Here is a 14,849-nt window from a genome sequence, read left to right on the forward strand (position 1 = left end):
TTCCCTAGAAATTCGTTTTCTTATAAGTTCATTATACAAAATAAATTATTATCCGTAAAACGAAACAGGCACTCCCCACAAAAGGAAGTGCCTGTTTTTAGACGATTTAGTCATTTGAATATTTTTCTTCAATTTTAGAGAACCATAATGAGAAGATTGTCCCTAATACAAAGGCAATCACACACCAAATCAATGTGCTCATGAATGATAAACCAGAATTTGCTAAACCTTCAGCTGAGAAACCTGGGAATACTTGTGTTGGGAATAATGCAATCGATGAACCAATTACAGTCCCTAAAATAAAGTGGTACATTTTAGAGTAGTAATGTTTAAAGGCCCATTCAGCAACCTTCGCTAAACCAATGACACACAGTAACCCACCTAAACCTAACGGAATAATGACTGAAAAATCAAGGGCTGCAATACCAGCGGCCATTTTGTCATACAAACCAAAGTAGATTAAGAAGTTTGATGGGCTCATCCCCGGTACAATAACCCCTAAACCAATCAAAGCACCTGATAATACCCAAGCGATAAAAGAAGGTTGTACTTGTGTAATCCCTTGACCTCCAAAGTACATGATTAAGAAAATGATGACTGCAGTCACTGCAAGCAAGGTTAAGTCAGATGTACTGCGCCCTTCTTTTCCAGCAGACTTAAATAGTGATGGTAATGTACCCACTACGAAACCGATAAATAAGGTAATAAAAATAGCTGCGTAAAGTCCAAAAGCTTTTTCAACGAAAATTGAAAATACCAATATTCCTATTAAGAAACCAATCCCAACTGGAATAAAGTAACGCACATTTTTCCAGAAGTTTTCCGTAATGTTAGCTAAAAAGTTAATTATTTGATCGTACAAACCGAAAATCACAGCTAGGACACCACCTGAAAGACCTGGTAGAATGCCTCCTATCCCAACAGCTGCACCCTTCAGAACACGGATAAACCAATCTGCCGAAAAGACGGCATCTTTTTTATTATTCATTTATTCTCCTCTTTCAATTCCATTTTTTACTAGACAGTTCAATAAGACCAATCCATTGTACTATTAGATAATATGTATTGTATCAATCTTTGGGCTGAGAATCATCGTTGAAAGCTAAAAAATATGAAAGTTCTAGTTGAAAATAATCAATTAATCAACACTCAACTCACTTATAGCGCTCACCGTCTGGTTCTTCCCTCGGTGTTTCGCTTGATATAAGGCTTGGTCAGCCCGCAATAAGGTAATTTTCATGTCTTCATGCGGTTTTCTATGGGCCACACCAATTGACACCGTAATCTTCAAGGGGTCGCCTTCTTCACTAAATAGTGGCAATTCAGCAACCCTTTCATGGATAGATTCAGCTAAATCCAGCGTCTTTTGTCCCGTCTCGTCAAATACTAAAGCCACGAATTCTTCCCCACCATACCGGTAATAATCGAATAAATCGGACTTTAAATTATTTAACACGGTGCCTATTTCTTTAAGTGCCCTATCGCCCACAAGATGACCATAGGTATCATTTAACTTTTTGAAATTATCAATATCAAGAACTAATAGGGAATAGGGATCATTATTTTCTGAAATTTTCCTAAGGTCTTCTTCTAATTTTCGGGCGTTATAGAGGGTCGTTAAACTGTCATGCACTGAGGTTTGGTAGAGTTTGTCTAGATCGTTGGTGAACTGGTAAGAAACGTATATGAATGCCGATGACAAAACAGCTAGCAATAGTAAAGATGAAAATACTTGGGCGGGATCTTCTAATCGAATGATGGATATTGGCGTAGTAATGAAAATAGCCATCATCGCTAACAACCATAGTTGGAAGAACTCTGAATACTTGGCTTTAATACGGTCAAAGACACCTAAACTGAGCAAAATATAGACTAAGACCATCAAGAGGTTTAAACTGGACAAGGTTAAGTCACCAAAGAAAAAACGACCAATCGCAACCAGCACCATTGTCGGATAGGCAATTTTCTTATCCAAATATACCATGGTATAGGCGAATAGTACCGACCTAAAGTCAAAACGAACACCTTCAACGAGAAAGGATGACATCATCAAGCAAAAACCCGCTGCCGTTTGTAAACTAATAAAGAGTTTACGGTTGTTGATGGGATTTCGTCTTTCCTCAATACCATATCGCCAGCGCCAAACTAAATAAATATCCATAAAAACAATTGCCATATTTGCTAAGACATTTACAATCATGCTATCCTCCTGTATTCCATAATCTATATAATATGCCTAATTAAAAATATTTCCTTGAAATTTTTAAAAAGCCCTGTCTTGACATAAATACTCATTATAATCAATATACCACGATTGATCAGCCAGAAATAACTAAATTAACTTTCAAGAGAAAAATCTTGGAAATTTATCCATTCCTTAATTATTAGACATTCATTTTTTAATTTGGCTAAACCTTACACATAATTAAGGATAATAAGTTATATTATTGGAAATCCTGGTATGAATGTTTGAAATCATTCGCAAATAAAAAGCCAACTAAAACGAGTCTAGTTGGCTAATACAATTATTGTTCGCATTTATATCGTGACAGACTAGCGAACACCGCCGCCGCCACCTCCACCGAAGGAACCGCCACCACCACCGAAGCTGGTACCGCCACCTCCACCAGATGATGAAGAAGCTGTTGCAGCGCTATGACCGTCTGAATAAGATCTGTTAAGCATTGAACCATAGTACGCATAGTAGAAGAATGGCGCATCTGAGTAGGTTGAGATTTCAGCATATTCAGGATAAATCTTACGGAATTCTTCTTCCACTTCATCAGCAATACCAAAAGCACCCGCATAAATCATTAATTCATCCCATAAGGCAACTTCATTCGTTTGACGCTCATTTAGTAATGAGAAGTCTAACAGATAGTTTTTGAATTTCACGATATTATCGCGTAACTCAAAGCCTTTATCTGTATAAGCGACACCTGCCACTTCATGGGCGATATCTAAGTCGCTTTTTTCACGACGTGATTTGGCTGTTAAGCCGACAAAAGTGTAACCATTTTCTTCCAAATAATCTGATGAATAAGAATCTAAGGCTCGTTCATAGGCCTCAATTTTCTTGTAATTCTTTTCTATATATTTAGAGAAGGCTTTTTGTTCAACACGGCCGTCTTTTTGAGCAACACGTTGCATCAATTTAAACAATCGTGCTGATGGGCCGGTTGGCGCCTTGTCTGATTGAACATAGATAACAGCTTGATCTTTCGATCTTAGGATGCCATCAATTTCTTCTTCACGCACTGTGATATAACCATTTTTTACCAGGTATAATATCCCTGCCGTCATATAGTTTTGCCGCAATTCACTCTTGTTATCGATTAATTGGGATAAAATCACATAAAGTTGGAATACATCTTCAGTTGGCGCTTCACGGTAATATTCTCCTTGCGTACGTTTTTCCATAGTTTTCATGGTTGGATAATACTCTCGGTATTTCCGTTGGTCAGAAGCGTAACGAGAAATCCCCCAGATACCCGCACCAAGTCCACCAATACCAGCGGCTGCTGCTAAACCAAGGATGACCTTAGTAGATGTTGAGGTTGAAGTATCGGCTTCATTTGCCCCATCCATTTCTTGGATTTCTTCATAAGTAGCATTAGGATCATAATCTTCATAGTTATAAGATGACCCCTCAAATGCTTGCTCTACAAATGAATCAAATGTCCTATCTTCAATGACGAAGTCAGTTGGATAGGTTCCATCTGGAATACGCAATAGAATCGTTACATAGTTGTTTGACCCTAAAGCTTCAGTCGATTCTGTTTGTACGACACCATCGCTTTTGATATCAATATTACCTTTGTAACCAAACCCCCAAATGCGGTTATCTTCATAATTCATTGTTTGTACATCTGAGGAAATTTCTACGGACACAGCTTCCGGAGATGGCGATAGGTCTGAGTTAATAAACTGCCAATAGACCATTTGATCCGTTGATGTTTGTGTAACAAAATTTGAAATCTCATATGACAACTCGTATGTGTGTTGCCCGTATTCAGTAATCCCCCAATTCAGTTCATTCGTGTTTTGCCCATAGGTACCTGCTTTTTGGTCAAAACTATCATCAATATCCCAAGATGATTGTTGATCCATAGGCTTTCCATCCATTGAAACTGTAAAATTAGAGATATTCTGAACATCTTTAAGATTCAAACCTTTATAAATCTCAGTTCCCTCATCAGTATTCATGTCCCAAGTTTCATGGATTAAGGCTGATCCATCAGATTGTAAAGTTACATCTACATCGATCGAATTAATCTCATTCGCCAATACTGATTGGGGTGCTACCCAAAATAAAACCAACGCACCAAAGGCTATGATTATCTCAATAGCTTTTTGATGTGTTTTTACCATTGTGGCATCTCCGCTTTTTCTGCTGAATTTTCAAAGTATTCTTCTGGTGTAAATCCTGTAAATCCAGCAATAACAGAATTCGGGAAAGTTTTAATTAAACGATTGTATTTAGTAACAGTGTCATTAAAGACCATACGTGACTGACGTACATTGTTTTCATAAGTATTTACAGAATTCATTGTTGATTGGTAAACGTCCGAAGCTTTTAAATTCGGATATTGTTCCACTACTACATCAATTGAACGTAATGCACGGTTGAAAGCTGCATCATCTTTTTCCACATCACTAACAGAGGAGTTACGTGAAACATTCGAACGTGATTCAACGATTTTGGTTAAGGTATCGTGTTCATGTGTTTGATATTGTTTGGTTGCTGAAATCAAATTGGTTAAGGCATCCCAACGAGATTCTACTTGTGCTGCAATTTGCGCCATGGCATTTGATACCATTTCTTTGGAACGTACGAAGTTATTGTAGGCTCCAATCCCCCACACAACTAATATAACGATTATAGCAATGACAATAATCCATACCATAATATACAACTCCTTCTCTTTTTATATTCTAATTATACTTTAAATGTCATCGTCAATAAAGCGATACCATCGGGCATTGTATAAAAAAGAGAGGTAAAGTACTATATTGACATACTTACATCTCTCAAATTTCTATATATTTCTCTTATCCTTCTATTTCAAAGCTATTGGTTAAACGACCTAATCCTTCAATTTCAATCGAAATTTCATCGCCTGTTTTAAGCCAGTCTTGTTGATCTTCTGGATAACCTAATACTACCCCTGAAGGTGTACCTGTTAAGATGATATCCCCTGCCTGTAAGGTCATGTATTCTGAGATATAGGACACAATCTCAGCTACCTTGAAAATCATTTGCTTGGTACTAGCTGATTGAACTTCTGCACCATTACGGTATGTCTTAATGACTAAATTGTTGATGTCCACTTCATCTTTAGTCGTTAAATAGGGACCAACGGGTGTAGAGAAATCATTGGTTTTACCAAGTAACCATTGACCTGATTTAAACTGTAAGTCACGAACGGATACATCATTGGCTATAGAATAGCCAAATACGGCATCTAGGGCCTCGGAATGAGAAATGTTTTTAGCTGTTTTGCCAATTACGACTACTAATTCCCCTTCATAATCGAATTGTTCGCCGTGTTTATTCAATGGGATGACCTGATGATGGCTGGCTAAGGCGTTATTAAATTTTGAAAATAACACGGGTTCTTCTGGATCATCAGAGATTTTCGATTCACTCACATGGTCATGATAATTTAAGCCCACACAAATTATTTTCTCAGGATTATGGATAACTGGCGCATAGACAATGGTGTCCGCGTCCACAAAGGTTACTTCGTGGGCATGGTGGGTATAGTAGTCTAGAATTTGTTGAATACGGTCCTTGTATGACCCTTCAATAATAGTCTTCAGTTGGTTTGGGACTTGGATACCTAATGTTTCACTTGCTTCTCTGATGTCGATAATTCCTAAGTCACTCAGGATACCGACTTGCATGTCATTTGAATTTACCTGGAAATATTGAATAAATTTCATCGTCAACCTCCTATGATTCTGCCTGTTCAGTGATTTTTACTACCCTTAAAATACCACTTTTGACTGTAAAATGTACATCATAAGCATCAAAACGCATGCCGTAAACTTTATCAGGATTATCTTGGGTTCTAGGTCTCGGGTCTTGAGCTAAAACGGCTTGCAGTTGGGTAAGTAAATATTCTGGTAACCCCGCAGTCACCGCTTCAGGCATATCGACTGTCAATGGTTGCCAAGCTATATCATCTGTAAAACCAGCCCTAGCTTCTTCATGGATGTCTGTTTTGACATAGGGTTTGATATCTAAAATAGGTGTTTTATCCATTAAATCAACACCAGATACTTCTAAAGACACTTTTCCAGCCCCATCGATATGAACTTTTTCTAATTTCACTGAAGACAGGCCGATAGGATTTGGTCGGTACGGCGACCTTGAAGCAAAGACACCTACCCGTTCATTCCCACCCAAACGAGGTGGTCTGACAGTTGCTTTGTTGGCCCGACCCTTTTGTGCTGAAAAATGCCAAACTAACCACAAGTAATCAAAGGATTGAATCCCTTTAAAATATTCAATTTGATTGAAAGGTGGATAAAATTGAATCATTCCCTTTACTTGTGGCACAACCATACTTTGTCTCGGAATGCCGAACTTTTCTACAAAAGCCGTTTCTATCCAACCTATAGGTGCTACTTCCATATACATCCTCCATGCTCTTGCTTATTTCTGCTTTATTTTAATTAGTCACAATAACAGATGGCACTTTCCTCAATATACTTGTGTAAGTTTCCTTCGCAAACTATACTAAGATTAAAGAGAAACATGACAAAAGGAGATTTTATGGCCAACTTAGATACGATAAGAAAACTTTACAAAGACTACCCTGAAATGCCTTATATCAATCCAGACCGTGATTTTGATACCTTTATGGATAAACTGGATGTTCAAAAAGAACATCTAGTCCCTAAACGAAATATGGAACGGACGGAAGAAGGCTTATTACCTGGTCACATTATTTTATTATGGCGTCTTGATTTGGGGACTTTTTCAACTGAGTCAGCTATCCCTCGCTATTTCGAATACATTTACGGCATTCATGCTTTAGATGCCTTGGACAATTTTATTGAAGAAGGTCTAGCTTACCAAATGTCAGCCAAGGAAACTTTGTATTTAGTGAATGCCGGGACTTTGAAAAAAATCCTTAAAAATGCTGGCTTATCGGGCTATTCTTCTATGAAGAAAGATGAATTGGTGAAATATGTGCAAGATCAAATCAATGAAAAAGATTTAGCACCGCAAATGCCTATGATCGCTTATCAAACAACTGAACGCGGTCATGAACTGGTTGAAAAATACGATGATATTATTCAACGTCATAGTCCCAAAGGCTAATCTTTTGAATCAAGAGCTGTGCTGATGATGTCACAGCTCTTTTTGCATCCTCATTGCATTAGCCCTACTCCATTTCCAAGAGTTGTTTGAAAAATTTTTCCGAAATAATTTTAATTTTTTCGCCGCGATTAGCGTATTCTTCAGCTTTTTTAAATTTACTTGTTTTCTTCTGCTTATTTAAATCAGATTGTGAGACAATAAGGTAATCTGTCTTAAGGGTCACTGACTTACCTAAAATAGCCCCCTTATTCAAACTAGATTGCATGGCTTCTTCACGGGACATATTATCTAAGTCCCCTGAAAAAACGATTGTCTTATTAAATAAGGGATGCATAGGATTAAAGTCACTTGTTTCTGCCTTTAAGTCCTCTACTTTAATTTGTTTTGGATAGGCACGGCGGTAGAAATCATTCTTGAAGTCTTGTTCACTTTGATAGACTTGCTTAGCTTGGTTGAAGAGTTGGTTGTACACTTCTACCGTAATATAGCAGTCTGTTAATCCCCGGTGAGCGCCCTCGTATGAAATGCCGTAGAATTGGGCCATAGTCCCCAATTTATGGTTGGGTGTTTCTGTTACTAATTTACGGGCGATGGTTAGCACGTCCAGGTAGTCGTTTCTCACGGGGAAATTATAAAGGTTTACTGCTGTATCATAAATAAAGCTCAAGTCGAAGTTGACATTGTAGCCTAAAATGATATCTTCTTGGATGAAATCTAAGAATTCGGGCATAGCCTGTTCAATTGGCGGTGCGGTCATGACCATATGATTGGATATGCCAGTTAAATTGGTGATGAATCCTGAAATTGGTCGGTTGGGTTGGACCAAGGTTGAAAAAGTCCGGTCCATCTGGTGGTCACGAATCCGAATAGCTGATAATTCTAAAATTTCGTCGTTACTTGGTTTTAAACCGGTTGTTTCGATATCGATCATGACATAATCTTTTGGAAAACCGATGATTGACTTGCCCATATGCGGTCGTTGTTGACCAGATGTTCTATTGTAAGCCATACTGCCACTTCCTTATTTACTGGTGATTTTACACCTTAATTGCGCATTATTTTGTCTACACTATATTATACGTTTTATTTTCCCATTAGTTAATGATAGAAAGGATGTTTTGATGAAAATCTTTATCGACGGTGACGGTAGTCCCACTAAACAAGAAACTATTCAATTGGCGAAAAAATATGATTTACCAGTCGTTTTAGTAACCTCGATTGACCATTTTTCAAAAAAGCCAGTCGCTGACCACGTGGAAACAGTCTATGTGGAAAGAGGTGCTGACTCGGCCGATTTTAAAATCCTATCCATGATCAGTGCCGGGGATATTGTGGTCACCCAAGATTACGGCCTAGCGTCATTAGCTCTGGCAAAAGCGACGGTCATCCACCATTCTGGCATGATTTATACCGACATGAATATCGACCAACTGCTCCGCCAGCGGTATGAAAGTCAACAGATGCGAAAAGCCAAGATGCGGACGAAGGGGCCTAAACCCTTTACTGCAGAAGACCGTTATCATTTTATTCAAGCCCTAGACAAGATTATTCAAGACCGCCTCTAAAAAGCTATTCATACCAATCTTGTTGGATGACTTCAATGGGATAATTGGCTTCACAAAAGTCAACAGCTTGATTGAGCATCTTCTCCGCAAAACCGTATGAATTTGACACAATACCAATGCCAAGAATAGCCTGGTTGATGACGTCTTGGTCTCCAGTTTCTGCAACTGAAACACCGTATTTGGCGGATACTTTTTTCATCATACTTTGTAGGATTCGGCGTTTGTCTTTCAGCGAATCGCTAGCAAATGTAAATGTAATTTCCAATCCTAGTAAAATCATGTCACACACCTACCCCTTTTTCCTAAATTTTCTCATACTATTTCCGGGTGTCAACTGTTTGAATTAAAAGCCTTTATGCCTTATAGTGAAAGTAAGAATCGATTGTATAATTAAATGTTGAAAGGAAGATTCCATGAAGATTGCTTTACTAGAACCATTACGCGTACCAGAAGCCCGCATTAACGAATTGGCCCAACCGCTGATTGACGCGGGTCAAGAATTTACCTATTACCCTGACAAAACAACTGATCCAAACGAACTTTATGAACGGTCTAAAGACGCTGATATTGTCATGATTGCCAATAATCCCTTCCCGGCTGAAGTGATCGAGCGTTTAGAAAACACAAAATTTATCAACGTCGCCTTCACTGGTTTCGACCATGTTAACAGCAAAGCAAGTAAGCATAAAGGGATCGCCATCGCCAATGCTTCAGGATATGCAACAACAGCGGTTGCTGAATTGGCTTTAGGTTTGACTTTAGACCTATTCCGCGCCATCACAAAGGGTAACGACGACATTCGTAATGCCAACTTCCAAGGTCCCTTCCAAGGGCGTGAAATCAAAGGAAAAACGGTTGGTATCGTCGGTACTGGTCATATTGGCCTTGAAACGGCCAAATTATTTAAAGCGTTCGGTGCTGATTTAATCGGATACAACCGATCTGAAAAGCAAGAAGCCAAAGACTTAGGCGTGGAATTAGTTGAACTGGATGAATTATTACAAAGCGCAGATATTGTATCAGTTCATTTGCCTTTAAATGATGAAACAAGACACTTGTTAAATAAAGACAAATTAAGCTTGATGAAAGAATCTGCTGTGATTATTAACGTTGCCCGCGGGCCGATTATTGATGATTCAGCCTTAGCAGACTTATTGAATGAAGGTAAAATAGCCGGCGCTGGGATTGACGTCTTTGACGGTGAACCGCCATTGCCTGCTGACTACCCATTATTATCGGCTAAGAATGCTATTTTGACACCACATGTTGGTTTCTTATCTGACGAAGCCATGGAATTAAGGGCGCAAATTGCTTTTGAAAACACCAAAGCATTTATCGACGGTAAACCACAAAACATCGTTCAAGAAGCCTAGTTTCCATCAACTTAAATCAAAAAAAAATCCAGGTTGCCCGGTTAAAGGTGCCTGGATTTTTGGTATGATTAACGTTTATTTATTAGCGTGTAGTTCTTGAACCTACATAACGTTTTTCAATATAGTTTGATAGTTTAGTTAGGATCGTAATGATGATGATGTACATCAAACCAACAATCAACCACATGCTACCTGATTGGTAAGTGCGGGCGATGATGATACGACCTGTTTGCGTCAATTCTACGATACCAATTACGGATAGGATTGACGTATCTTTCAAGGTAATAACGAACTGGTTAATGAATGACGGTACCATCACTTTTACTGCCTGTGGCAAGATGATGCGACGCATTGTTTGACCGTTTGTTAAACCTAAACTTCGAGCTGCTTCAGTTTGACCAGTATCAATGGCTTGGATACCACCACGAACGATTTCACCCATGTAGGCTGCTGCATTAAGTGAAAGGGTTAAGATACCCGCCAAGTTACTTGAAATGGTAATGTTAAACATTTGCGGAATACCGAAGTAGATGAAGAATGACATTACAATTAGTGGTAACCCACGCATGATGTCGATATATACTGTCGCAATTCCTGATAGCACAACGTTACCACTTGTACGCATCAATCCTAAGAAAATACCTAATATTGTCGCAATTACTAATGATACGATAGCTAAGTAAACGGTTGTTCCTAAACCTGATAATAAGGCTGGGAAGTTGTTGGCTAATTGAGCTAAGAAGCCGTTAGAAGAACTTGTTTCGCCTTCTTCAGAATCACCCAAGTATTTACCAACGATTTCGTCATACTCGCCAGATTCTTGAATAGCCGCTAGTCCGTCATTGAACATTTGTAGTAATTCTTGGTTTTCACCAGCTAAAACAGCAAACCCATAAGATACTGGTTCTAATTGGTCACCAATAATTTTAAGGTTCAAACCACCAGAGTTAATCGCGTAAGCCATTACTGGATAATCTTCTACCGCTGCCGATGAGTTACCAGAAATAACATCTTGGTACATGTTAGAAGAGTCATCAAATGTCGTTACGGTAAAACCGTATTCGTCGGCCATTGATTGGGCAATTGTTGCCCCTTGCGTACCAGTTTTAACGGCAACATTTTGTCCTTCTAAGTCTTCGTATGATTCAATATCTGAATCCGCTAAAACAGCAAATGTTGTCCCTGAATCAAAATACGGTTCTGAGAAGTCAAATGTTTGTTGACGTTCTTCTGTAATTGACATACCAGCGATTACGGCATCTGCTTGTTGGGTCTCAACCGCTTGAACTGCCGCATCAAACCCTAATGATTTCAACTCGTAGTTGAAACCTTGGTTAGCTGCAATGGCATCCAATAATTCAACATCGATACCAGTAAAGTCACCATTTTCGTCTACGAATTCAAATGGTGCAAAAGTTGTATCGGTTGCAATTGTGTAAGTTTCACCTGAACCAGCTGCTGGTGTTTCTGATGAAGAAGATGTTTCTTCTTGACTAGCACCGTATTCAGCTAAAATGTCATCATATTCACCTGAAGCCTTGATGTTTTCAAGACCGGCGTTGAACATTTCAAGTAATTCAGCATTTTGACCACCTAATACAGCAAATCCATAAGGCGCTTCTTCAAAATTGTCACCAATGAATCGTAAGTTTAAACCACCTGATTCGATTGCGTAACCCATTACTGGATAATCTTCTACCGCTGCTGCTGAGTTACCAGAAATAACATCTTGGTACATATTTGGCGAGTCATCGAAAGTATTCACTGTAAAACCGTATTGGTCCGCTAAGTCGGCTGCGATGGTTGCCCCTTGCGTACCTGTTTTAACAGCAACAGATTGACCTTCTAAATCTTCTAATGATTGGTATTCAGAATCGTCTAATACCGCAAAAGCAGTACCTGATTCATAGTATGGTTCTGAGAAGTCAAAGGTTTGTTGACGTTCTTCAGTAATTGACATACCAGCGATTACCGCGTCTGCTTGACCTGTTTCAACAGCTTGAACCGCTGCATCGAAACCTAATGAACGTAATTCATAATCGAATCCTTGGTCTTCAGCGATTGCTGCTAAAATATCTACATCGATGCCAACAAATTCACCTGAATCATCTACGAATTCAAAAGGTGCAAAAGTTGTATCAGTTGCAATAATATAAGTTTCGCCATTACCTGTTTCAGTTGCCTCAACTTTACCAGGTGCGATTGAAAATAATATAGTAAGTAAACTTACAATAAATACGGAAAATGATAGCTTTATATGCTTCATCATGGCTTTCCCTCACTTCTTTCTTCATATGTTTTTAATGCTTTCACAAGATAGTTACAAGTATACCTTGAAATTATCAAAAAAGGAAAGGAAATATCACGCAAAATGTCAGATTTTCTCACACGCGCAGATCAAACCTGTCTATTTACTCACACGTCCCATTTTGTTTTACCCCATCGCTTTTTTTCGCAAAATAAACATAGATGTGTAAAATAGGATTAAATCATAGAATTAAATCGAAGGATGAAAATATAAAAGAAAGTGATGTTGTATTATGGCAAAAGCTAAAAAAACCAATGTAATCCGTAAATTAGACCAACAAAAAATTCCCTATACAGAAATGACCCTTCCTGAAGATTTCAAGCCCCGTTCTAGTGAAGAAGTTGCTGAAATCCTTGGCATTAATCCAGATCAACAATTCAAAACGCTAGTCACACACGGAAAATCAAAAGACCACTATGTCTTCCTAGTCCCTGTTAACCATGAGTTAGACCTAAAATTAGCCGCTGCTGCCGTTGGCGAGAAGAATATTCATATGATTGCTCAGAAAGATCTTGAACCCTTAACTGGCTACATTCACGGTGGGTGTTCTCCAATTGGTATGAAGAAGGCCTTCCCAACCATTATTGATGCCTCCGCTCAAAATTATGAGACCATTATTTTTTCAGCCGGAAAACGCGGTTTCCTAGTTGAAGCACCCGTAAATGGTCTGGAAAAAGTGATTGGCCAATTAGATTTTGCCGACATTCTATCCTAAAAAAAACTAGCCAAGAGGTATCTGGCTAGTTTTTTCCTATAATTATTCTACTATCTTATATCCATGTAAAGTGTATTTGACGGTACGATTCGCGCACCAAATGGCACTAGGGCTAGTAAGGCTAGTTTAAAATGTTGTTTGGCGAATGGGATACCGATAATGGTAATAGCTAAAATAACCCCCACAAATAGGTGCATGACTGCTAATTCTAGACCACCAAAGATTAACCATAGAATATTCCATAGCAAGCTCCCAAAGCCACTTTCCTCACGGACAACGTCTTTACCAAATGGCATTAATGATAACTTGGCCATTTTGAAACATTGTAGGCCTACGGGAATACCAATAATCGTTAGGCACCATAGACAGCCGATAAAGAACCAAGAGATGGCAGAAATAAGCCCACCAAAAATCATCCAAATTAAATTTCCTAAACAACCCAAGGGCATTCATCCTTTCATTTTCGTTTTCAATAGTTTATGGTTATAATATAACATAGATAAGTTTACTGGCCATCCGTCTTACGATGTAATCTTTAAGTTAAAAGTAATTGTAAGCGCTATATAACAGTCTAAAAAGTTCGCTAGTAAAAAATACCAATTGGAGGATTTACATGATAAATATTAAATTAATTGCCATTGATATGGACAACACCTTGCTAAATGATAAGGGTCAGCTCCCTGAGAACTTTACTGACCAGGTACACGCCTTAAAGGAAAAAGGCATCCAGGTGGCCATCGCATCCGGTCGACCACTTTATACATTGGTAGATATGTTCAGTCATATCGAAGACGATTTGATTTTCGTATCTGATAATGGTGCAGCCATTACCAAACAAGGAGAACAATTATTTAATTCAATCATCGATCCAGATGACTACCGCAAATTGATGGCCTTTACCCTTGAGCAAAATGAAGCAACTGGTATCCCTATCTTGTGTGCCCTAGACGCTGCCTACATTTCAAAAGCCCATGATCAATATGATCAAATCTACCGGACATTCTATACCAATATTTACTATTTCGACGACTTCGCATCAGTAGACGCTGTTGCCAACAAGTTTACAGTGTACACACCGAATAATGATGCCGTTGACCAATATGCGGACATTTACGGTCCGGCTTTAAACAAACAATTTTCTGCCACAACATCCGGAAAAGAGTGGATTGATATTATGAACAAAAATATCGATAAAGGCCAAGGCATGTACCAACTGAGCAACTTACTCAATATCACCACTGACCAAATGATGGCTTTTGGTGATAACTATAATGACATTGAAATGTTGGCTGCAGTGAAATATTCATATGCCATGGAAAATGCCCATGACGATGTTAAAGCACAAGCTAATTTTATCGCCCCATCTAATAACGATCTAGGTGTATCAAAAGTCATTCAAGACTTGTTAGACGGTAACTTATGAACTACAACGCCATTAAAATGGCGTGTTTCTAGGAACACTCATGACTTGTTCCACTTATTTCAAAGCAAAACAGCGGTCTAAGCTATTTAACTAAGGCCTGTTCCAGGCCAATATTTAATATATTTTTAGCTG

The 14,849-nt window shown here is 38.6% G+C and carries 15 protein-coding genes; 5 read left to right on the plus strand and 10 right to left on the minus strand.

Annotated features, from left to right (window positions below; genetic code table 11):
- Window positions 1-106: 106 nt before the first annotated feature.
- The 6 genes from ACUW85_RS01165 to tsaA form a co-directional block, all read right to left on the minus strand.
- Window positions 107-988, minus strand: coding sequence for a DUF368 domain-containing protein (locus tag ACUW85_RS01165; RefSeq protein WP_182022948.1), 882 nt, complete (start codon window positions 986-988; stop codon window positions 107-109).
- Window positions 989-1,138: 150 nt separating this feature from the next.
- Window positions 1,139-2,200, minus strand: a complete 1,062-nt coding sequence (locus ACUW85_RS01170; RefSeq protein WP_182022947.1) for a GGDEF domain-containing protein — start codon at window positions 2,198-2,200, stop codon at window positions 1,139-1,141.
- 353 nt (window positions 2,201-2,553) lie between these two features.
- Window positions 2,554-4,371 (minus strand): DUF2207 family protein, encoded by a 1,818-nt coding sequence (locus ACUW85_RS01175; RefSeq protein WP_182022946.1) that lies wholly within the window; start codon window positions 4,369-4,371, stop codon window positions 2,554-2,556.
- A complete protein-coding gene (locus ACUW85_RS01180; RefSeq protein WP_003141927.1) occupies window positions 4,365-4,907 on the minus strand; it encodes a LemA family protein in 543 nt (180 codons plus the stop codon). The genes ACUW85_RS01175 and ACUW85_RS01180 overlap by 7 nt, the downstream gene beginning before the upstream one ends.
- A 145-nt stretch (window positions 4,908-5,052) precedes the next feature.
- Complete coding sequence (locus ACUW85_RS01185) at window positions 5,053-5,946, minus strand: fumarylacetoacetate hydrolase family protein (RefSeq protein ID WP_182022945.1); 894 nt, start codon at window positions 5,944-5,946, stop codon at window positions 5,053-5,055.
- Window positions 5,947-5,956: 10 nt separating this feature from the next.
- Window positions 5,957-6,640, minus strand: a complete 684-nt coding sequence (tsaA, locus tag ACUW85_RS01190; RefSeq protein ID WP_182022944.1) for a tRNA (N6-threonylcarbamoyladenosine(37)-N6)-methyltransferase TrmO — start codon at window positions 6,638-6,640, stop codon at window positions 5,957-5,959.
- Between the two features lie 123 nt (window positions 6,641-6,763).
- On the opposite strand from tsaA, the gene ACUW85_RS01195 reads away from it, so the two are divergent.
- Entirely contained in the window at window positions 6,764-7,333 is a 570-nt protein-coding gene (locus tag ACUW85_RS01195) for a hypothetical protein (protein WP_182022943.1), read from the plus strand.
- A 64-nt stretch (window positions 7,334-7,397) separates the two neighbouring features.
- Here ACUW85_RS01195 and ACUW85_RS01200 read toward each other — a convergent pair whose 3' ends face one another.
- On the minus strand, window positions 7,398-8,342 hold the full coding sequence (locus ACUW85_RS01200) for an exonuclease domain-containing protein (RefSeq protein ID WP_182022942.1): 945 nt from the start codon (window positions 8,340-8,342) through the stop codon (window positions 7,398-7,400).
- A gap of 112 nt (window positions 8,343-8,454) precedes the next feature.
- On the opposite strand from ACUW85_RS01200, the gene ACUW85_RS01205 reads away from it, so the two are divergent.
- The gene (locus ACUW85_RS01205; RefSeq protein ID WP_154836704.1) at window positions 8,455-8,898 is read left to right on the plus strand and encodes a YaiI/YqxD family protein; all 444 of its coding nucleotides are present in this window, start codon (window positions 8,455-8,457) and stop codon (window positions 8,896-8,898) included.
- 4 nt (window positions 8,899-8,902) lie between these two features.
- Here ACUW85_RS01205 and ACUW85_RS01210 read toward each other — a convergent pair whose 3' ends face one another.
- On the minus strand, window positions 8,903-9,178 hold the full coding sequence (locus tag ACUW85_RS01210; protein ID WP_016896967.1) for a DUF503 domain-containing protein: 276 nt from the start codon (window positions 9,176-9,178) through the stop codon (window positions 8,903-8,905).
- A 133-nt stretch (window positions 9,179-9,311) separates the two neighbouring features.
- Between ACUW85_RS01210 and ACUW85_RS01215 the strand changes: the two genes are divergently transcribed.
- Window positions 9,312-10,271, plus strand: coding sequence for a 2-hydroxyacid dehydrogenase (locus ACUW85_RS01215; RefSeq protein ID WP_149314534.1), 960 nt, complete (start codon window positions 9,312-9,314; stop codon window positions 10,269-10,271).
- A gap of 82 nt (window positions 10,272-10,353) precedes the next feature.
- Here ACUW85_RS01215 and ACUW85_RS01220 read toward each other — a convergent pair whose 3' ends face one another.
- On the minus strand, window positions 10,354-12,537 hold the full coding sequence (locus tag ACUW85_RS01220) for an ABC transporter substrate-binding protein/permease (RefSeq protein ID WP_182023034.1): 2,184 nt from the start codon (window positions 12,535-12,537) through the stop codon (window positions 10,354-10,356).
- 274 nt (window positions 12,538-12,811) lie between these two features.
- Between ACUW85_RS01220 and ybaK the strand changes: the two genes are divergently transcribed.
- On the plus strand, window positions 12,812-13,294 hold the full coding sequence (gene ybaK / locus ACUW85_RS01225; protein WP_182022941.1) for a Cys-tRNA(Pro) deacylase: 483 nt from the start codon (window positions 12,812-12,814) through the stop codon (window positions 13,292-13,294).
- Between the two features lie 50 nt (window positions 13,295-13,344).
- On the opposite strand, the gene ACUW85_RS01230 is transcribed toward ybaK, so the two are convergent.
- Window positions 13,345-13,737, minus strand: a complete 393-nt coding sequence (locus tag ACUW85_RS01230; protein ID WP_154836699.1) for a YccF domain-containing protein — start codon at window positions 13,735-13,737, stop codon at window positions 13,345-13,347.
- Window positions 13,738-13,907: 170 nt separating this feature from the next.
- Between ACUW85_RS01230 and ACUW85_RS01235 the strand changes: the two genes are divergently transcribed.
- The gene (locus tag ACUW85_RS01235; protein WP_182022940.1) at window positions 13,908-14,717 is read left to right on the plus strand and encodes an HAD family hydrolase; all 810 of its coding nucleotides are present in this window, start codon (window positions 13,908-13,910) and stop codon (window positions 14,715-14,717) included.
- Window positions 14,718-14,849 lie beyond the last annotated feature (132 nt).

Source organism: Aerococcus sp. 150760013-2, from assembly GCF_053627715.1.